This window comes from Streptomyces sp. Je 1-79, from assembly GCF_025195125.1.
Lineage (GTDB): Bacteria > Actinomycetota > Actinomycetes > Streptomycetales > Streptomycetaceae > Streptomyces.
Genome location: NZ_JAMGSL010000006.1, coordinates 334,379 through 354,035, shown reverse-complemented (window position 1 = coordinate 354,035; position 19,657 = coordinate 334,379). Strand labels below are relative to the sequence as shown.

Genomic DNA, 19,657 nt, shown 5'->3' with positions numbered 1-19,657 from the left:
GGGGTCGCTCAGGCGTTCACTTCCGGAGCGCCCGAAACGGCCACCAGTTCGTAGCTCTGGCGCGCGATCTCCAGCTCCTCGTCCGTCGGCACGACGGCGACCGCCACCCGCGCGTACGCCGGCGAGACGATCCGTGCCTCGTCGGACCGTACGGCGTTGAGATCGGCGTCCACCGCCAGGCCCAGCTCCTCCAGACCCGTGATCGCAGCTTCCCGCACCGGAGCCGCGTTCTCCCCGACACCCGCCGTGAACGCGACGGCGTCCACCCGCCCGAGTACCGCGTAGTACGCCCCGATGTACTTCTTCAGCCGGTGGATGTAGATGTCGAAGGCGAGCGCCGCCCGCCCGTCGCCCTCGTCGATCCGGCGGCGGATCTCCCGCATGTCGTTGTCGCCGCAGAGCCCGACGAGCCCGGACTTCTTGTTGAGCAGGACGTCGATCTCGTTCTCGTCCATCCCCGCCACCCGCTTCAGGTGGAAGGTGACCGCCGGGTCGATGTCGCCCGAGCGGGTGCCCATGACCAGACCCTCCAGCGGGGTGAGCCCCATCGAGGTGTCCACGCACCGCCCGCCCCGGACCGCCGAGGCGGAGGCCCCGTTGCCCAGGTGCAGCACGATCACGTTGACCTCCTCCGGCTCCTTGCCGAGCAGCCTCGCCGTCTCGCGCGACACATAGGCGTGCGAGGTGCCGTGGAAGCCGTACCGCCGGATGCGGTGCGCGTCCGCGGTCTCCACGTCGATCGCGTACCGGGCCGCGGACTCCGGCATCGTCGTGTGGAAGGCGGTGTCGAAGACCGCGACCTGCGGCAGGTCGGGGCGGAGCGCCATCGCCGTACGGATGCCGGTGAGGTTGGCCGGGTTGTGCAGCGGCGCCACCGGGACGAGCCGCTCGATCTCGGCGAGCACCTCCTCGTCGATCACGGTCGGCGCGGTGAACCGCAGCCCGCCGTGCACCACCCGGTGCCCGATCGCGGCCAGTTCGGGGGAGTCGAGGCCGAGACCGTCCGCCGACAGCTCCTCGGCCACCGCCTTCAGCGCGGCCGCGTGGTCGGCGATCGCCCCGCTCCGCTCCCGCTTGGCGCCCCCGCCGCCCTGGAGGGGGGTGTGGACCAGGCGCGAGGTCTCCTCGCCGATCCGCTCCACCAGACCGACCGCGAGCCGGCTCTGGTCGCTCATGTCGAGCAGCTGGTACTTCACCGACGACGAGCCGGAGTTGAGGACGAGAACACGCGTGGCTGTCATGCGGGGAGCTCCTGGGAGGCCTGGGGGACCTGGGACTGGATCGCCGTGATGGCGACCGTGTTGACGATGTCGCTGACGAGCGCGCCGCGCGAGAGGTCGTTGACCGGCTTGCGCAACCCCTGGAGGACCGGGCCGACGGCCACGGCGCCGGCCGAACGCTGCACGGCCTTGTAGGTGTTGTTGCCGGTGTTGAGGTCGGGGAAGATCAGCACGGTCGCCTGCCCGGCCACCTCCGACCCCGGCAGCTTGGTCGCGGCGACGGACGGCTCGACCGCCGCGTCGTACTGGATGGGCCCCTCGATCCGCAGCTCGGGGTGGGACTCCCGTACCAGCTTCGTCGCCTCGCGGACCTTGTCGACGTCCGCGCCGGAGCCCGAGGTGCCGGTGGAGTACGACAGCATCGCGATCCGCGGCTCCACACCGAACCGGGCCGCGGTGGCCGCCGACTGCACGGCGATGTCCGCGAGCTGAGCCGCGTCCGGGTCCGGGTTGACCGCGCAGTCCCCGTACACCAGCACCTTGTCGGCCAGGCACATGAAGAAGACGGAGGAGACGATCGAGGCCTCCGGCTTGGTCTTGATGATCTCGAACGCGGGACGGATCGTCGCGGCCGTGGAGTGCACCGAACCGGAGACCATGCCGTCGGCCAGACCCTCCTGGACCATCAGCGTCCCGAAGTAGTTGACGTCCGAGACGACGTCGTACGCCAGCTCCACCGTCACGCCCTTGTGGGCGCGCAGCTCGGCGTACTTCGTGGCGAAGGAGTCGCGCAGCTCGGAGGTCTGGGGGTCGATCAGCTGGGTGGACGGCGAGGACAGGTCGATGCCGAGGTCGGCCGCCTTCTTGCGGATGACCTCGACGTCGCCGAGCAGCGTCAGGTCGCAGACGTCCCGGCGCAGCAGCACGTCGGCGGCGCGCAGTACGCGCTCCTCGGTGCCCTCCGGCAGGACCACACGGCGGCGGTCGGCGCGGGCCTGCTCCAGGAGCTCGTGCTCGAACATCATCGGGGTGACCCGGCCGCTGCGGGCCACCGAGATCCGCTTCAGCAGATCGGCGGTGTCGACGTGCCGCTCGAAGAGCCCCAGCGCGGTCTCCGCCTTGCGGGGCGTGGCCGCGTTCAACTTGCCTTCGAGGGAGAAGAGTTCGGCCGCCGTGGGGAAGCTGTTGCCCGGGACGGAGATGACCGGGGTGCCGGGCGCGAGCCGGGCGGCCAGGGTCAGGATCTCCTCGCTGGGGCGCTCGTTCAGGGTGAGCAGCACGCCGGCGATGGGCGGGGTTCCGGCCGAGTGGGCCGCCAGCGCGCCCACGACGAGGTCGGCGCGGTCTCCGGGGGTGACCACCAGACAGCCGGGGGTCAGCGCGTTCAGGAAGTTCGGCAGCATCGCGCCGCCGAAGACGAAGTCCAGAGCGTCGCGCGCGAGGCCCGCGTCGTCGCCGAGCACGACCGAGGCGCCCAGGTGGTGGGTGATCTGGGCGACCGTGGGGGCGGCCAGGGCGGGCTCGTCCGGCAGGACGTAACAGGGCACCGGCAGCCGGGCCGCGAGCCGTTCGGCGATGGCCGCCCGGTCGTCCCCGGCCACCCGGTTGACGACCATCGCGAGGACGTCGCAGCCCAGCCCGTCGTACGCCCGGAAGGCGTTGCGGGCCTCCGCCCGTACGGACTCGGCGGGCTGGTCCTTGCCGCCGACCACCGGTATGACCGAGGCGCCGAACTCGTTGGCGAGGCGCGCGTTGAGCGCCAGCTCGTCGGGGAGCTGGGTGGCGGCGAAGTCCGTACCGAGGACGAGTACGACCTCGTAGTCGCGGGCCACCGCGAGGAAGCGTTCGACGAGCCGGGAGACCAGCTCGTCGGTGCCCTGCTCGGCCTGGAGCGCGGAGGCCTCGTAGTAGTCCATGCCGTAGACGCTCGCCGCGTCCTGGGAGAGCCGGTAGCGGGCCCGCAGAAGATCGAAGAGGCGGTCGGGGCCGTCGTGCACCAGGGGCCGGAACACCCCCACCCGGTCCACTTGGCGGGTCAGGAGCTCCATGACTCCCAGCTCGACGACCTGCCGGCCGTCCCCGCGGTCGATCCCGGTCACGTACACGCTGCGCGTCACGCCGTGGTCTCCTGTCCAGTCCTGTCAGCCCGGTCTCGTCAACCGAGTGTGTTCAAAAAACCCCGATAGGGTGGCATAGCCCTCTTGACAATACCTCCGGGGGTGGATAGGACGCCCGCCGGACGAAGGGCCTGGCAGAGGGGGACGAAGGGCCCCCGGGGCCGGACGCGCGGAGTAGCCGGGAGCGCCCCGGCCGTGCCGGGCGTGTGAGAATCGAAAGAGCTCACATGTACCACTACCGAGCAGGAGACACAGCACGATGCGCATCGGAGTTCTCACCGCAGGCGGCGACTGTCCTGGCCTGAACGCAGTGATCCGGTCGGTCGTGCACCGGGCGCTCACCGGCCACAACGACGAAGTCATCGGCTTCGAGGACGGGTTCAAGGGTCTCCTCGACGGGCACTACCGGCCCCTCGACCTCAACGCGGTCAGCGGCATCCTCGCCCGCGGCGGAACCATCCTCGGCTCCGCCCGCCTGGAGCGCAACCGACTGGCCGAAGCTGCCGAGTCCGCACCGGAGTTGGCGAAGGAGTACGGCATCGACGTGCTCATCCCGATCGGCGGCGAGGGCACCCTGACCGCCGCCCGGATGCTCTCCGACGCCGGCATGCCGGTCGTCGGCGTCCCCAAGACGATCGACAACGACATCTCCTCCACCGACCGCACCTTCGGCTTCGACACCGCCGTGGGCGTGGCGACGGAGGCCATAGACCGTCTCAAGACCACCGCCGAGTCCCACCAGCGCGTGATGGTCGTCGAGGTGATGGGCCGGCACGCCGGCTGGATCGCGCTGGAGTCCGGCATGGCCGGCGGCGCCCACGGCATCTGCCTGCCCGAGCGGCCCTTCCAGGTCGACGACCTCGTCAAGATGGTCGAGGAGCGCTTCGCGCGCGGCAAGAAGTTCGCGGTCGTCTGCGTCGCCGAGGGCGCGCACCCCGCCGAGGGCTCCATGGAGTACGAGAAGGGCGCGATCGACCAGTACGGCCACGAGCGCTTCCAGGGCATCGGCAACCGGCTCGCGGTCGAACTGGAGCGGCGCCTCGGCAAGGAGGCGCGGCCCGTCATTCTCGGGCACGTCCAGCGCGGCGGCACGCCGACGGCGTACGACCGGGTGCTCGCGACCCGCTTCGGCTGGCACGCCGTCGAGGCCGCGCACCGGGGCGACTTCGGACGGATGACGGCGCTGCGCGGCACCGACATCCACATGGTCCCGCTGGCCGAGGCCGTGACCCGGCTGAAGACCGTCCCGGCGAGCCGGATGTCCGAGGCCGAGTCGGTCTTCTGACCCGCCCGTCCGGGATCTCCGTCCCGGCGACGTCCCGACTTCGAGCCCGCGCGCCCGCCCGACGGGCGCCCCGTTCGAGCCGCAGGCGCGCCCGCCCGACGGGCCTCCCGTAAGGGCCCCGATCGTCCCCCGTGGAGATCGGGGCCCTTGTCGTCCCCCGTGCCTACCCCGTGGCGTGCGTCCCCGGCCTCCGACCGGAATCGCCGGATTCCACTCTTGAGTTGAAACGCCGGATCAACAAGGCTTGGCCCTGTCCCGGACATGTCCCAACCCTGTCCGGAGGAGGGGCGGGGGAGTACGCATGACCGAGGGACACGCCGCGGGGGGCGGCGCACCCGACCCGCGCGAGGCAGGGGTGTACGCGGGCGCGGACCTGTCCTCCGGCGACGGTGAGGAGACGGACACGGTCACCGACACCGCGTGGCCGTCGGTGGCCGTGGCCGCGTCCGAACCGGGATCCGAGCCCTCGCCCCCCGACCGCCCCGGCACCCACTTCCGCATACGCCGCACGCTCGTGTCGCTCGTCGCCGTCACCGGCCTCGTCCTCGCCGCCGTCAGCGTGGTCGTCGCCGTCGTCCGGGACGACAGGCCCGGCCGGCCGGAGAACGCGCCCGTCACCGCGCCCGCCGCCGGGGACGTACAGATACGGGTGATCGGCTCGGGCCTCTGCCTGAACGAGCGGCGCGGCGGCCGCAGCGGCCAGATCCACCAGCGCGAGTGCGAGGGCGCCGACGTCCCCCGGTACGCCCTCAAGAATCTCGGCTCCGGCGAGTGGCGGATCGTCTCCGACCATCCGGACCACGGCCCGGGCTGCTCCGGCATCCCCTCCGGCGGCCGGGTCCCCGACGCCGCCTTCGAGGACTCCGAGTGCGGCGATCCGTCCCGTGTCGAAAGGTTTCGCCTGGAGCCCTTCGGCAGCCCCGTCACCGGCTACCGCATCGTCCCCTTGGGCTCCGCGACCGCGGACTCCTGCGTGACCGTCGTCGGCGACCGCGGCGCCGTCTGGGCGAAGCTGGCCCAGGCGCCCTGCCGTACGGACGCCGTGGGCCAGCTGTTCGGCTTCGACCGCCGGTAGGGGTCCCTCCTAGGGCGTGCCCAGGGGCTCCACCAGCCGCCCGCGCAGCGCCTTCACCACGGACGGGTCGAGTCCCACGTGTCCGGTGACGTAGGCGTGCACCGAGCCGTACGTGGCGCGCAGATCGGCGAGGAAGAGCCGCATGATCTCCGCCGGTGCCCGGCCGTAGCCCGGCCAGCGCAGCTCGCGGCCCGGGTGGGCGGCGCGCCAGTCGGCGATCAGGCGCTCGGTGGCGAGCTCGGTCAGGGCGAAGTCGTCGAGGATCTGCTCGTCGGAGACGTCGAGCAGGCCCAGCAGGACGGCGGCGAGCAGCCCCGTGCGGTCCTTGCCCGAGGCGCAGTGGAAGACGAGCGGACCGTCCGTGGACGCGATGACCTCCAGGGCCTCGCGCAGCTCCACGGCGCCGTCGGCGGCGACCTCGGCGAACCGGTCGGCGAGGTAGCGCCACGGGTCGAGGTCCGGGTCGATCTCCGCCTGGTCGTACGGGCGGTGCTCGATGCTCAGGTTGTGCCAGGCGACGCCGGCGGTCTCCGGTGCCTCGGGCATACGGCCCTTGGCCGCGATCTCCCACGGGTAGCGCAGGTCGATCACCGTCGCCACGTCCAGAGCGCGAAAGCGCTCCAGGTCGGAGCCGCGCAGCTTGGCGAGGGAGTCGGAACGGTAGAGGACGTTCCAGCGGACCGTTCCGCCGCCGGCGGTCCGATAGCCGCCCAGATCACGGAAGTTGTGGAGGCCGTCGAAGGCTATGTGTCGTCTCACGCCGACACCTTAGAGGCCGTCTCCGGCCAGGCTACGGGCCGACGGCTTCCCAGAAGTGCTGCACGATGCCGTCCAGGTACTCGCGGCCCGCGGCCCCGCTGTCGCCGGAGGCACCCCAGCTGCTGGTGGCCGCCATCCTGGCGTGGTAGTCGGTGTACAGGCGCTGGAGCGCGGCCTCCACGGACCGCTTCGGCAGCGGCAGCAGCTTCACCACGGGCCGGACGTACGCCTGCCAGCGCGTCGTGGCCGCGTCCCGCAGCAGCGTCGCCAGGTCGTCGTCACGGCCGGTCGCGCGGAGCAGCTCGCGCGCCCCGAGGCCGAGGGTCTCGGCGAGCGCCGCGGTCTGGCGTTCGTTGCCGCGCCAGCGGCCCGACTCCTCCATCCGCAGGTAGCCGGGGAGGTCGAGCCCCACCCGCCGGGCCAGGTCGTCGGCCGCGAGACCGCGGGCGATCCGGTGCTCGCGCAGGGTGGTGGCGGCGGCGATGAGCTCGCCGGGGGCACACCACAGGACACCCGCGAGCGCGGTGAGCTCCTGTGCGGTGGGCGCGAGGCGCCCGCGTTCCCAGGCGATGACGGTGTCGGGGGTGACGGCGAGGCCGTACTGGGCGCGGAGCCCGTAGGCGACATGGCCCGGAGCCATGCCGAGACCTTCGCGCAACTGGCGCGCGGCGAGCGCGTTGAAGGGAGGGGAGGGAGGGGAGTGGTGCACGCCCACACCGTAGATGCGGAACGTGACCATTGGCTACGGTGCGTTCACCCAAGGCCAGAAGTCGTAGAAACGTCGGAACCCGGCGGTAACCATCCGTAGTGATCACCTAGGAGTTCGGTAACCGGAAGTCACGGTCCGGTCAGCGGACGATCGTCGTGATCCAGCGGTACTGGAGCTCGGGCCGGCCGATCTGACCGTACTGCGGCGCCCGCGCCGCCCGGCCGTCCGTGACCAGGTGCTCCAGGTAGCGACGGGCGGTGATCCGGGAGATGCCGACGGCCGCCGCGGCCTCGGTGGCGGTCAGACCGTCCGGCGCGTCCCTCAGCGTACGCGTGACGGCCTCCAGGGTGGGGGCGCTCAGGCCCTTGGGGAGCGAGGCCGGCTGCGGCGCGCGCAGCGTGGCCAGGGCGCGGTCCACCTCGTCCTGGCCGGACGCCTCACCGGCGCTGGCCCGGAACTCGGCGTACCGGCCGAGCCGGTCCCGCAGGGTCGCGAAGGTGAACGGCTTCAGGACGTACTGCACGACGCCGAGCGACACCCCCTCGCGCACGATCGCGAGATCGCGGGCGGACGTGACCGCGATGACGTCCGCGGAGTGGCCGCCCGCGCGCAGGGAGCGGAGCAGCTGGAGCCCGTGCCCGTCCGGCAGGTAGAGATCCAGGAGGATCAGGTCGACGGGCGTGCGGTCGAGCACGCGCACGGCCGCGGCCCGCGAGTGGGCCACCCCGACGACCGTGAACCCCCGCACCCGCCCCGCGTAGAGCGCGTGCGCGTCGGCGGCGACGGGGTCGTCCTCGACGACCAGCACGCGGATCTCCTGGCTCATACGGGAACCTCCGAACTCGTCTCGTCCCCGGCGCCCCGCCGGGGCGCCGGCGGCCCGGTCCCGTCGGCGTCCGCCCGCTCCCGTACCAGCGGCAGCCGTACGGTGAACTCCGCGCCGCCCTCCGGGGTGTCCGCCAGGTCCACCGTGCCCGAGGCGCGGGTCGTCGCCTGGCGGACCAGGGCGAGACCGAGGCCCCGGCCCGGGCCGTTGCTGGACCAGCCGCGGTCGAAGACGGCCTCGCGGTCGGCCTCGGCGATCCCGGGCCCGGTGTCGGAGACCCGCAGCAGGAGTTCGCCGTCGCGCGAACGGGCCGTGACCGTGACCCGGGCGTGCGGGGTGCCGCTCGCCGCCTCCACCGCGTTGTCGATCAGATTGCCGAGGACCGTCACCAGGTCCCGCGACGGGATCTCCGGCGGCAGGAGCCCGTCGTCGATCCGGCTGTCCTCGGTCAGGACCAGCTCCACACCCCGCTCGTTGGCCTGCGCCGCCTTGCCGAGGAGCAGCGCCGCCAGGACCGGTTCGCCGACCGCGTCGACGACCCGGTCGGTCAGCGCCTGGGCCAGCTCCAGCTCCGCCGTCGCGAAGCCCACCGCCTCGTCCACCCGGCCGAGCTCGATCAGCGAGACCACGGTGTGCAGCCGGTTCGCCGCCTCGTGCGCCTGCGAGCGGAGCGCCTGCGTGAACCCACGCTCCGACGTCAACTCGCCCGACAACGCCAGCAGTTCGGTGCGGTCCCGGAGTGTCACCACCGTCCCGCGGCGCTCCCCGCCGACCACCGGCCGGGTGTTGACCACGAGCACCCGCTCCGCCGTCAGATGCAGCTCGTCCACCCGTGGCTCGGAGGCGAGCAACGCACTGGTGAGCGAGACCGGAAGCCCCAGCTCCGCCGCCGACCGGCCCACGACCTCCGCGTCCAGACCGAGCAGCTCCCGCGCCCCGTCGTTGATGAGCGCGATCCGCCGCTGCCCGTCCAGCATCACAAGGCCCTCGCTCACCGCGTGCAGCGCCGCCTCGTGGTAGTCGTGCATCCGGCTCAGCTCGGTCGCGTTCATCCCGTGCGTGTGCCGCCGCAGCCGGGCGTTGATGACGTACGTACCGGCGCCGCCGAGCGCGAGCGCCGCCCCCGCCATGCCCAGGAGCGCCACGACCTGCTCGCGTACCTGCTCGCTGATCTTCTCGATGGTGATGCCCGAGCTGACGAGGCCGACGACCCGGCCGTCGTCGAGGACCGGCGCGACCGCGCGGACCGAGCGGCCGAGCGTGCCCATGTGCGTCTCGGAGAAGGTCGTCCCCTTCAGCGCCGGCTCGATGTGGCCGAGGTACGTGCGGCCGATCTGGTCCGGCTCGGGATGCGTCCAGCGCGTGCCGTCGGGCGCCATGATCACCACGAAGGCGACCCCGGAGTGCTTCCGCAGCGACTCCGCGTACGGCTGGAGCCGCGCGCTCGGGTCCGGGGAGCCCGCGGCCTCCACCACGGAGGGGGACTCGGCGACGGCCGTCGCGAGCGCCGTGACCTGGCGGGTCGCGGTCTCCTCGGCCTGGGCCCGGTCGGTGAGATACGCGAAGACCGCGCACCCGGCCACGATCGCCGCCACCAGCACGACCTGCATCGCGAAGAGCTGGCCGGCGAGGCTCCGGGGCCGGGGGACGGGTATGCGCATGCCGGCAAGTGTGACAGTTCGGCCGTGAACGAAACGAACGCAAGCGTGACCCCGGTCACAGGCTGATGGATATTCGCTGGGATCCACCGGGACGTGGACATCCATCAGCACGAGGAGGACCCCGTGGCCGCACAGCGGGACCGCACCCATTATCTGTATCTGGCCGTCATCGGAGCCGTGATCCTCGGCGTCACGGTCGGCTTCGTGGCGCCGGACTTCGCCGTCGAGCTCAAGCCGCTGGGCACCGGCTTCGTCAACCTGATCAAGATGATGATCTCGCCGATCATCTTCTGCACGATCGTTCTCGGCGTCGGCTCGGTCCGCAAGGCGGCGAAGGTCGGCGCCGTCGGCGGACTCGCCCTCGGGTACTTCCTCGTGATGTCGACCGTCGCCCTCGCCATCGGCCTGGTCGTCGGCAACATCCTGGAGCCGGGCTCCAGCCTCCACCTCACCAAGGAGGTCGCCGAGGCGGGCGCCCAGCAGGCCGACGGGGCGAGCGAGTCCACGGCGGACTTCCTCCTCGGGATCATCCCCAAGACGCTGGTCTCCGCCTTCACCGAGGGCGAGGTCCTCCAGACCCTCCTCGTCGCCCTCCTCGCGGGCTTCGCGCTCCAGGCCATGGGGCGGGCCGGGGAGCCCGTGCTGCGCGGGATCGGGCACATCCAGCGGCTGGTCTTCCGCATCCTCGCCATGATCATGTGGGTCGCGCCGGTCGGCGCGTTCGGCGCCATGGCGGCGGTCGTCGGCGCGACCGGCATCGACGCGCTGAAGTCGCTCGCGGTCATCATGATCGGCTTCTACGTGACCTGCGCCCTGTTCGTCTTCGTGGTGCTCGGCGCGCTGCTGCGGATCGTCGCGGGCGTCAACATCATGACGCTGCTGAAGTACCTGGGCCGTGAGTTCCTGCTGATCCTCTCCACCTCGTCCTCCGAGTCCGCGCTGCCGCGGCTGATCGCGAAGATGGAGCACCTGGGTGTCAGCAAGCCCGTCGTCGGCATCACCGTCCCGACCGGCTACTCCTTCAACCTGGACGGCACGGCGATCTATCTGACGATGGCCTCGCTCTTCGTCGCCGAGGCGATGGGCAACCCGCTCTCCCTGGCCGAGCAGATCAGCCTGCTGGTCTTCATGATCATCGCCTCGAAGGGCGCGGCCGGTGTCACCGGCGCGGGCCTGGCCACCCTCGCCGGCGGTCTGCAGTCGCACCGGCCCGAACTCGTCGACGGCGTCGGCCTCATCGTCGGCATCGACCGCTTCATGAGCGAGGCCCGTGCCCTGACGAACTTCGCGGGCAACGCGGTCGCCACCGTCCTCGTCGGCACCTGGACCAAGGAGATCGACAAGGAGCGGGTGGCGGAGGTGCTCGCCGGGCGGGTCCCCTTCGACGAGAAGACCCTCGTCGACGACCACGCGCCGCTGCCCGCGTCGGACGTGCCGGACGCGGACGACGCGTCGGACGTGCCGGACCAGCGGGCCGACGAGGGCGGGGAGAAGGCCCGCGCGGGCGTCTGAGCCGCATCGGATCCTGGATCCGATGTCCAGTATCCGATGTCCTGGATCCATGATTCCGGAGGCTGGATTCTGGACATTGGATCCAGGACATTGGATCCGAAGACCACCCCGGCTCCCGGGCCTTGAGCCGGATCCGGGCTCCGGGGTACGGGACGCCCCCGGTCGCACACGCGGCCGGGGGCGCCTTTCCCGTAGGCCGGCGGCCGACGCCGGCGGCCGGGTCGACCGCCGCACGTCAGCCCCGTACGACTCCGGTCACGCGAAGGGGATCCGGACCACCGACTGGTTCCCCACGCCGACCGTGCTCGGCCCGTTGCCGATCGCGTTCCACACCTCGACCCGGACCCGTCCGTTCGACAGGTTCCCGTGGCTGCCGGTCGCCGACTTCAGGCCGCGCGCCTGGGTGTAGTGCTCGTACCCCGGCACGGGATCGGTCGCGAAGTACTGGTACGTCTCCACGCGCTCCCAGCTCCCGTCGCCCGTGCGGTCGTAACTGACCCTCACCTGCTGCCCGTTGGCGACCACCGACCCCGCGTCCACGAACAGGTCGAACTGCGTCGAACCGCCGTTGTACGTCCGCGTGATCGGACCCGAGGTGAAGACCTGCGCACCTGCCGGAGCGCCGTCGTGGTTGCCGCCGCCCGCCGAGGCCAGGGTCACGGCCGAGGCCGCCGCCTGGGCGTCGCCCGCACCCGCGCCCGTCCGCAGATACAGCTGGGAGGAGCCCGAGGGCGGGGGAGTGGTCGGCGGGGTCGTCGTCCCGCCGCCCTTCGTCCACACCGCCACGTAGTCGACCAGCATCGGCCGGCCGGACACCGTCGCGGCGGTCGGGGTCGGGCCGCCCAGGGCGTCCGGGAAGGCGCCGCCCATCGCCACGTTGAGCAGGAGGAAGTACCCCGCGTGGCTGGTCATGTCGGCCCACGCCTGGGCGCCGACCCGGTTCTCGTCGACGCTGTGGAAGAGCTGGTCGTCCACGTACCAGCGCAGCGCGTTGGGGGAGACCGAGCGGTCCCACTCGAAGCGGTACGTGTGGAAGTCCGACTGGCAGCTCGCGCCCGGGCAGACCCGGCTGGCGCCGATGCCGGTGGTCTCGCCGCACGGCCCGCCCGGGTTCACCCCGCAGTGCAGCACGCCCCAGACCGAGTTGATCCCGTTGACGTTCTCCATGATGTCGAACTCGCCGATGGCCGGCCAGTTCCAGTAGTTGCCCCGATAGGGCGCGCCGAGCGCCCAGAAGGCGGGCCAGTAGCCCTTGGCGGCGTCGCCCGTCACGTTCGGCATCTGAATCCGGCCCTCGATGCGCAGGGTCCCGCCCGCGGGGGCCTTGAAGTCGGCCCGCTTCGTCTCGATCCGGCCGGAGGTCCAATTGCCCGCGCCGTCCTTGAGCGGGGTGATGCGGAGGTTCCCTGTGCCGTCGAGGCGCAGGTTGTCGGGGCTCGACGTGTAGTTCTGGATCTCTCCGGTGCCCCAGTTGCCGGGGCCGCCCGGATAGCCGTGACCGGTGTCGATCTGCCAGTCGGCGGCGTTCGGCAGGGCGCGGTCGGGGCCGTTGAAGTCGTCGCTCCACTGGAGCGACCAGCCGGGCGCCGGAGGGACGGCGCCGCTGGCGGTGCCGGCCCCGCCGAGGCCGATCAGAGCCCCGGCGGCGAGACCGGCGGCGAGGAGTGAGGCGAGGAGGGGGGTGCGTCGGACGCGGCTCAAGGAGAACACCTCCGGTGGGGGCTGAGCGCCTGAGAGCGCTCTCAGGAGGCTTTTGTAGTTGGAGACACCGACCCCGTCAATGGGTGCGGTGCCTTCGTCTCTCGAACCCCCAGCTCGGCCAACTCCTGTGTATTCAGCACGAGTTCGGAAGCCGCCGCCGAATCCCGCACGGTCTCCGGCCGGCTCGCCCCCGGGATCGGGAGAACCGTCTCCGAACGGGAGAGCAGCCAGGCGAGCGCCACCCGCTGCGGGCTCACCCCGCGCGCCCGCGCCACCCGGTGGAAGGCCCCGAACTCCGGGTCGGCCTCCAGGGCCGACGCCCCGTCCAGCGAGCTGCGCGAGATCCCGCCCAGCGGGCTCCACGGCAGGAACGCGAGACCGAGCTCCGCGCAGAGCCGCAGCTCCGGCTCGGACGCCCGCTCGGCCGGGGAGTACCGGTTCTGCACGGAGACGAGCCGCTCGCCGAGGATCTCCCGAGCCAACCGGATCCCGTCGACGTCCACGTTCGAGATCCCCGCCAGCCGGATCGTTCCCGCGTCCAGCAACTCCCGTATCGCGCCCAGCGATTCGGCGTAAGGGACGGAAGGATCGGGCTTGTGGAGGTGGTACAGCCCGATCGCCTCCACGCCGAGCCGCCGCGCCGACGCCCGCGCCGCCCGCCGCAGATGTTCCGGCCGCCCGTCCACCGTCCAGCCGCCGTCCGCGGTCCGCCCGCGCCCGCCCTTCGTCGCGACCAGCACCTCGTCCGCCCCGCCGCCGCTGCCCCGGCCACGACCCCCGTACGTGGCCAGCGCCCGCGCCACCAGCAGCTCGCCCGCGCCGGGCTCACCGCCCGGCGGGTGGTAGGAGTCCGCCGTGTCGAGCAGCGTCACGCCCGCGTCCAGCGCCGCGTGGACGGTGGCCAGGGCGCGCGCCTCGTCGGGGTGCCCCTCGATGGAGAGCGGCATGGCCCCGAGGCCGACCGCGCCGACCCGTACGTCTCCGAGCATGCGGTACCGCATCAGCGCGCCTCCAGCGTCTCGGAAAGGGCCTGTGACAGCCACTCCGTGGAATGCCGGAAAGTGAATCCGAGGGCCGTCGCCCGGGAGTTGTCCATTCCGTACGAGCGGGCGAAGGAGAACGGCGACACCTCGCCGACCTCCACCTCCTGGAAAACGGTCCGCCCACCCACCTGCCGCTCGATCTCCGCGCATATCTCGGCGGTGGTGAGCGGGCCGTGGGAATGCGCGTTGACCGGACCGGTGAAGGAGGATTCCGCCGCCCACGCCAGGAATCGGGCTATCTCCTCCACATACACATAGGTGGCCGGGTGGTTCACCGGGGGTACGGCGATCGGCTCGCCCGCCCGGACACGGCGCGCGTAGTGCTCGACCCGGCCGGTGAAGTCGTCCTCGCCGCCCAGTACGTGGGCGACCCGCACCGCCGTGAAGGGGAACGCCGGCTCGACCGCGAAGACCGCCTCCGCCTGCCGCTTTCCCTCTCCGTAGTGCGCCTCCAGGAACTCCGGGTCGTCCCAGGGAAGGCCGTGGTCGACGGCGACGGTACGCGGGTCCACCGCCTCCTCCCGTACGGGCTCGGCCCTGTCCTCGTACTCGTACACCTCCACCGTCGACGTCATCACATAGCGACGTGTGCGCGGTCCGAGAACCCGTCGCGCCGTCGCCGCCTGGCGCGGGGTGTAGCAGACCTGGTCGATGACGACATCGAAAGTCCGGCCGCCCAGCGCGCTTTCCAGAGCCGCCTCGTCGTTCCGGTCGGCGAGAAGATGTTCCACGCCCTCCGGAACACCCGAAGAACCCCGGTTGAGAATCGTCACGGCATGCCCGGATTCCAGGAGACGGGACGTCAGTCGCTTTCCGAAATAGCGGTTCCCGCCGATGATCAGAATGTCCATGCCACAAGTGTTACGTTGGGCGCTCGCCAGCTGAAGGGGGAAACATGGGAGTCCAGGCCGCCGCACCGAAGGAACCACGGCATCTGCGCCCTGCCGCCGACGAAACCTCGGCGGGGGCCTTCGACCCCATCGACCGGCAGATTCTGCGGCTCCTCCAGGACGACGGACGGATCAAGCTCAGCGAGCTCGGCCGACGCGTCCGGCTGAGCCCCGCGGCCGTCACCGAGCGGGTGCGCAGACTGGAGGCCTGCGGAGCGATCACCGGCTACGGCGCCCATGTCTCCCCGGCCCGCCTCGGCTACGGCATCCAGGCCTTCATCCGGGTCGACCCGCACGGCGGCTACACGCTCAAGCACCCCAGGACGCTGGAGCTGACGGCGCGTCCGGAGGTCCTGGAGGTCCATCACGTCGTCGGCGAGGACTGCTGGATCCTCAAGGTCGCCGTCACCGACACCGTCCACCTCGAAGACGTCCTGGAGCAGACCTCCGCACTCGGCCGGACGACCACCTCGATCGTCCTGTCGTCCCCGGTCGAGCGCAGACCCCTCCTTCCTCCCGGCGCCGGAAACGGGTCTTGACAACCCTCCCGCCGTCCCGTTGAGATGAAGGAACTCGCGTCGCGTGCCGGTCCGCGCTGGAAAGCGGAGGCATGGAGGCAAGAGGACAGCAGGGACGGCTTTGCCTCTCCACTTCAACGCTCGGATCATCGACGAATTCCGCACCACCGCCGGCCGGCTCGGCGGCCCCTTCGAGGGATGGGTGCTCCTTCTCCTCACCACCACCGGCGCCCGGTCCGGGGCACCCCACACCACCCCGCTCGGCTTCGTGCCGGACGGCGAACGGATCCTGGTCGTCGGCTCCGCCGGTGGCTCCGACCGGCACCCGGACTGGTACCGCAACATCCTGGTGAACCCCACCGTCACCGTCGAGACGGGCACGGACACCTGGCAGGCGACGGCCGTCGCCGCCACCGGCGCCGAGCGCGACGAACTCTTCGCCAAGGTCGTCGCCGACGCCCCCGGCTACGCCGACTACCAGCGGGCCACCGACCGGATCCTCCCGGTCGTCGCCCTCCACCGGATCCCCGAGGACACCTACACCCCGCCCGACCGCCTCGACGCGCTCGCCGACGAGCTCGTGAAGATCCACGACTGGCTCCGGGCCGAACTCGTCTCGCTCCGCGAGGGCATCGGCGCCCGCACCGCCACGGGCGCCCCCGACCTCACCGTGGAGCTCCGGCGCCACTGCCTGACCTTCTGCTCGGCGATGGCCGTCCACCACGGCGGCGAGGACGCCGGCCTCTTCCCGTACCTGGCCCGGGAGTTCCCGGAGAAGGCCGGGACGTTCGAGCGCCTGCACGCCGAACACGGCACGGTCGCCCGGATCCTGGACGAGCTGACGGGCCTCCTGGCCCGTCTCGACGAGATCGCTCCCGAGCAGGTGCGCGCGGAGTTCGACCGGCTCCACACGGAGCTGGTGGAGCACTTCGCGTACGAGGAGGAACAGGTCGTCCCGCTCCTGCGCACCCTCGCCACCTGAGGCCTTTGCCTTGACGCCGACGTCAAGGCGTACGTTCGGGGACATGCGAATCGGCGAGCTGGCCGGGCGGGCCGGAACGACCACGCGGACTCTGCGCTACTACGAGTCCCGTGGCCTTCTGGCAGCCCGGCGCACGGAGAACGGCTACCGCACGTACGACGAGGACGACCTGCGTCTCCTCCAGCAGATCAGGACCCTGCAGGACTTCGGGTTCGAGCTGGAGGAGACCAGGCCGTTCGTCGAGTGCCTGCGGGCGGGCCACCCGGCGGGGGACGCGTGTCCCGCCTCGCTCGACGTGTACCGCCGCAAGCTCGCGGAGCTGGACGGCCTCGTCGAGCAGCTCCAGGCGGTACGCGCACAGGTCGCCGCCCAGCTGCTGCGGGCCGAGGCGGAGCTGCCGGGCGGCCCGGAACCCACCTGCGAACTCGGAGGATGACGGAATGACCGACGTTACTGATGTGGCCGAGGTGACCGACGTGACGGACGCGCTGTTCGACAGCGAGGTCCTGGAGGCGGACCTCCCGGTCCTGGTGAAGTTCACGGCGGACTGGTGCGGCCCCTGCCGCCAGCTGGAGCCCGTGCTGAAGGCGCTGGCGGAGGAGGAGCGCGGCCGGCTGAAGATCGTCCGGATCGACGTGGACCGCAATCCCGGGACGACGGTCCGGTACGGCGTCCTGGCGACGCCCACACTGATGGTCTTCCGGGCGGGCGAACCCGTGAAGTCGCTGGTGGGCGCCCGCCCGAAGCGACGGCTCCGCCAGGAGCTGGAGGACGTGACGGCCCCGGTCGTCTAGGCCGTTTCGACGACAGGTCCTAGCTCTCCCACAGCGCGGTGCTGTACGCGCCGACCAGGTCCTCGATCCGTCGCAGGACCTCGTCGGCCGGCCGCGGGTCGAGCCTGCGGCCGTCGCGGAGCCGCAGCGCCACCAGGCCGTCCGCGGCCTCCTTCGCGCCCACGACCGCCTGGTACGGGACGAGCCGGGCCGCCCGGACGCGGGCACCGAGGCTGCCCCGGTCCGGCCCGGCCACCTCGGCCCGCAGCCCGCGTCCGACGCATCGGGCGGCCAGCGCCTCGGCGACGGCCCGCTCGGACTCCGAGACCGGAAGGACGACCAGCTGGACGGGGGCGAGCCAGCCGGGGAAGGCGCCGCCGTGCTGTTCGAGGAGGTGGGCGACGGCCCGCTCCACACTGCCGACGACACTGCGGTGGATCATGACCGGCCGGTGCCTGGCGCCGTCCGGGCCGATGTGGTGCAGGTCGAACCGCTCGGGCTGGTGGAAGTCGATCTGCACGGTGGACAGGGTGGACTCACGCCCGGCCCGGTCCGCGACCTGGACGTCGATCTTCGGCCCGTAGAACGCGGCCTCGCCCTCGGCGGACTCGTACGGCAGCCCGGAGGCGTCCAGAACCTCCTCCAGGAGCGCGACCGAGCGCTCCCACAGCTCGGGGGCGTCGACGTACTTCCCGCCCGGCCCGGGGAGCGAGAGCCGGTACCGCGCGGGGACGATGCCCATCGCCTCGTACGCCCTCCGGATCAGCTCCAGCGCCCCGGCTGCCTCCTCCCGGACCTGCTCCAGGGCGCAGAAGATGTGTGCGTCGTTGAGCTGGATGGCCCGGACCCGGGTCAACCCGCCGAGGACACCGGAGAGTTCGGACCGGTACATGGGCCCGAGCTCGGCCATGCGCAGCGGGAGGTCGCGGTAGCTGTGGGGGCGGGAGCGGTAGATCACCGCGTGGTGGGGGCAGAGGCTGGGGCGCAGGACGACCTGCTCGCCGCCGAGTTCCATGGGCGGGAACATGTCGTCGCTGTAGTGCTCCCAGTGCCCGGAGATCTCGTACAGCTCCCGTTTCCCGAGGACGGGCGAGTACACGTGCCGGTACCCGGCCCGCCGCTCGACCTCGCGGACGTACTCCTCGAGCGCGTGCCGTACGGCGGCCCCGTCGGGCAGCCAGTACGGCAGTCCGGCCCCGATCAGCGGGTCGGTGTCGAACAGGTCCAGCTCGCGGCCGAGCCTGCGGTGGTCGTGGTGCATGTCGCCCTCCTGGTGTCGCCCGGGACGAGCGACCGGAGGAACGACGAAGCCCCGGGGCGCTCGGCCCCGGGGCTTCGTGACGTAAAGACAGCGGTCAGCGCGCCGGGACACTCTCCGGCGTCGTCGTGATGACCGCGGCACGCTTCATACGGACGACGGTAGCGGGTCCGCCCCCGGGCCGCACGGGGTTATCCGCGGAGCCGGAGTGCGACGCGACGCGTGACGAGGTTGACCGAGGTGACCTCGACGGAGAGCTCGTCCCCCTCACGCGGGGCGAGGCCCCCGAGGTCCTTCTCGTGGACGAGCCCCTCGACGCCCGGGGCCACCTTCACGCAGACCCCGAAGGGCAGGACCCTGGTGACCGTCCCGGCCCGGATCCCGGCGAACCCGGCGCGGGCGAACGCGGCCATCGGATCGGGCTCCAGGGCCTTGAGCGAGAGCGCGATCCTCTCCCGGTCCATGTCGACGTCCAGGACCTCGACGGTGACCTCCTGGCCTTCCCCCACCACGTCCGAGATGGCGTCGACGTGGCTCCAGGACAGCTCGGCGACACTGACCATGCCGTCCAGGCCGCCCAGTTCGACGAAGGCGCCGAATCGTTCGATCTGCGAGACGACACCCGCGCGGACCTCGCCCCGCTCCAGCCCCCGTAGGAACGCCTCACGCTCCGCGCCCCGCAGTGTCAGCAGCTCGCGGGCGGCCTCGAACGCCGGCTCGCTCAGCAGCGACCGCCACCGGGTGAACAGCTTCAGCAGCCCGCCACCGTGCCGGGACCACAGCTCCCGGTTCTCCCGCAGCACATCCAGTTCGTTCGCCGCCGTCAGCTCGGCGAAATCCCTCCGCCGCCGCTCCGTCGGTGTGAACGTCCCGCCCGTGAACCGGTCCCGGAAGAGACCGTTCTCGTTCCCGACTCCCTCGTACGAGAATTCCCGGTCGCAGCTCGCGTAGAAGTACACCAGCGCCTCGGCCTCCTCGCCGATCGCCGCCGCCAGGACGCCCCGCTCCTCCAGCGGCAGCAGGTGCCCGGCGAAGCCGTCCGTACCGTAGAAGGCGTGGCACAGGCCGGCGAGCCGGAGCTCGTCCCGCGCGTCCCAGTCGGCCAGCCGGGCCTCGACCCGGTCCAGGTGGGCGAGCAGCGTGCCGCCCGGGTGCTCCAGACCGTCCGCTCCCCGCGCGATCAGCAGATCGCGTGCCGCGTCATTCCCCGTGTCTCTCCCCATGAGACATGAAAATACCCCGACTAGAATTGCAGTCGGGGTTGTCTCTCGCGTATATTCTTGGATTCCGTGTCCACGCACAGCAGAAGACGCGGAGAAGTTCAATAA

Annotated in this window: 18 protein-coding genes; 7 read left to right on the top strand and 11 right to left on the bottom strand. The window is 71.8% G+C overall.

The window, feature by feature from the left end:
• Nucleotides 1–8: 8 nt before the first annotated feature.
• Both M5362_RS14505 and pta read right to left on the bottom strand, forming a co-directional pair.
• Entirely contained in the window at nt 9–1,241 is a 1,233-nt protein-coding gene (locus tag M5362_RS14505; protein ID WP_260227910.1) for an acetate kinase, read from the bottom strand.
• Entirely contained in the window at nt 1,238–3,337 is a 2,100-nt protein-coding gene (gene pta, locus M5362_RS14500) for a phosphate acetyltransferase (protein WP_260227909.1), read from the bottom strand. The genes M5362_RS14505 and pta overlap by 4 nt, the downstream gene beginning before the upstream one ends.
• Before the next feature lie 259 nt (nt 3,338–3,596).
• On the opposite strand from pta, the gene M5362_RS14495 reads away from it, so the two are divergent.
• Together M5362_RS14495 and M5362_RS14490 are read left to right on the top strand one after the other, a co-directional pair.
• Nucleotides 3,597–4,622: an ATP-dependent 6-phosphofructokinase gene (locus tag M5362_RS14495; RefSeq protein WP_260227908.1), complete on the top strand. Its 1,026-nt coding sequence runs from the start codon at nt 3,597–3,599 to the stop codon at nt 4,620–4,622.
• Between the two features lie 301 nt (nt 4,623–4,923).
• The gene (locus tag M5362_RS14490; RefSeq protein WP_260227907.1) at nt 4,924–5,697 is read left to right on the top strand and encodes an RICIN domain-containing protein; all 774 of its coding nucleotides are present in this window, start codon (nt 4,924–4,926) and stop codon (nt 5,695–5,697) included.
• A gap of 9 nt (nt 5,698–5,706) precedes the next feature.
• Here M5362_RS14490 and M5362_RS14485 read toward each other — a convergent pair whose 3' ends face one another.
• The 4 genes from M5362_RS14485 to M5362_RS14470 form a co-directional block, all read right to left on the bottom strand.
• Nucleotides 5,707–6,456, bottom strand: a complete 750-nt coding sequence (locus tag M5362_RS14485; RefSeq protein ID WP_260227906.1) for a tyrosine-protein phosphatase — start codon at nt 6,454–6,456, stop codon at nt 5,707–5,709.
• Between the two features lie 31 nt (nt 6,457–6,487).
• On the bottom strand, nt 6,488–7,195 hold the full coding sequence (locus M5362_RS14480) for a helix-turn-helix transcriptional regulator (RefSeq protein ID WP_374214464.1): 708 nt from the start codon (nt 7,193–7,195) through the stop codon (nt 6,488–6,490).
• A 109-nt stretch (nt 7,196–7,304) separates the two neighbouring features.
• Nucleotides 7,305–7,991 carry a response regulator gene (locus M5362_RS14475; protein ID WP_260227905.1) on the bottom strand — a complete coding sequence of 229 codons (687 nt, stop codon included), beginning with the start codon at nt 7,989–7,991 and terminating at the stop codon, nt 7,305–7,307.
• Nucleotides 7,988–9,652 (bottom strand): sensor histidine kinase, encoded by a 1,665-nt coding sequence (locus tag M5362_RS14470; RefSeq protein ID WP_260227904.1) that lies wholly within the window; start codon nt 9,650–9,652, stop codon nt 7,988–7,990. The genes M5362_RS14475 and M5362_RS14470 overlap by 4 nt, the downstream gene beginning before the upstream one ends.
• 123 nt (nt 9,653–9,775) lie before the next feature.
• On the opposite strand from M5362_RS14470, the gene M5362_RS14465 reads away from it, so the two are divergent.
• Entirely contained in the window at nt 9,776–11,164 is a 1,389-nt protein-coding gene (locus M5362_RS14465) for a cation:dicarboxylate symporter family transporter (RefSeq protein WP_260227903.1), read from the top strand.
• Nucleotides 11,165–11,419: 255 nt separating this feature from the next.
• On the opposite strand, the gene M5362_RS14460 is transcribed toward M5362_RS14465, so the two are convergent.
• The 3 genes from M5362_RS14460 to M5362_RS14450 are packed head-to-tail and all read right to left on the bottom strand — an operon-like array spanning nt 11,420 to nt 14,759.
• Nucleotides 11,420–12,865, bottom strand: a complete 1,446-nt coding sequence (locus M5362_RS14460; protein ID WP_260227902.1) for a glycoside hydrolase family 16 protein — start codon at nt 12,863–12,865, stop codon at nt 11,420–11,422.
• 41 nt (nt 12,866–12,906) lie between these two features.
• Nucleotides 12,907–13,866: an aldo/keto reductase gene (locus tag M5362_RS14455; RefSeq protein ID WP_260227901.1), complete on the bottom strand. Its 960-nt coding sequence runs from the start codon at nt 13,864–13,866 to the stop codon at nt 12,907–12,909.
• A complete protein-coding gene (locus M5362_RS14450) occupies nt 13,866–14,759 on the bottom strand; it encodes an NAD-dependent epimerase/dehydratase family protein (protein ID WP_260227900.1) in 894 nt (297 codons plus the stop codon). Before M5362_RS14450 ends, M5362_RS14455 begins: the two co-directional genes overlap by 1 nt.
• 44 nt (nt 14,760–14,803) lie before the next feature.
• On the opposite strand from M5362_RS14450, the gene M5362_RS14445 reads away from it, so the two are divergent.
• From M5362_RS14445 to M5362_RS14430, 4 genes are all read left to right on the top strand, one after another.
• Nucleotides 14,804–15,337 (top strand): Lrp/AsnC family transcriptional regulator, encoded by a 534-nt coding sequence (locus tag M5362_RS14445; protein WP_260227899.1) that lies wholly within the window; start codon nt 14,804–14,806, stop codon nt 15,335–15,337.
• A gap of 100 nt (nt 15,338–15,437) precedes the next feature.
• Nucleotides 15,438–16,298, top strand: a complete 861-nt coding sequence (locus tag M5362_RS14440) for a nitroreductase/quinone reductase family protein (protein WP_260227898.1) — start codon at nt 15,438–15,440, stop codon at nt 16,296–16,298.
• Nucleotides 16,299–16,341: 43 nt separating this feature from the next.
• Complete coding sequence (locus tag M5362_RS14435; RefSeq protein ID WP_260227897.1) at nt 16,342–16,734, top strand: MerR family transcriptional regulator; 393 nt, start codon at nt 16,342–16,344, stop codon at nt 16,732–16,734.
• Nucleotides 16,735–16,738: 4 nt separating this feature from the next.
• Nucleotides 16,739–17,092 (top strand): co-chaperone YbbN, encoded by a 354-nt coding sequence (locus M5362_RS14430; protein ID WP_261365935.1) that lies wholly within the window; start codon nt 16,739–16,741, stop codon nt 17,090–17,092.
• 19 nt (nt 17,093–17,111) lie between these two features.
• On the opposite strand, the gene thrS is transcribed toward M5362_RS14430, so the two are convergent.
• Nucleotides 17,112–18,332, bottom strand: a complete 1,221-nt coding sequence (thrS, locus tag M5362_RS14425; protein WP_260227896.1) for a threonine--tRNA ligase — start codon at nt 18,330–18,332, stop codon at nt 17,112–17,114.
• Between the two features lie 188 nt (nt 18,333–18,520).
• Complete coding sequence (locus tag M5362_RS33145; RefSeq protein WP_308354873.1) at nt 18,521–19,552, bottom strand: DUF6817 domain-containing protein; 1,032 nt, start codon at nt 19,550–19,552, stop codon at nt 18,521–18,523.
• Nucleotides 19,553–19,657 lie beyond the last annotated feature (105 nt).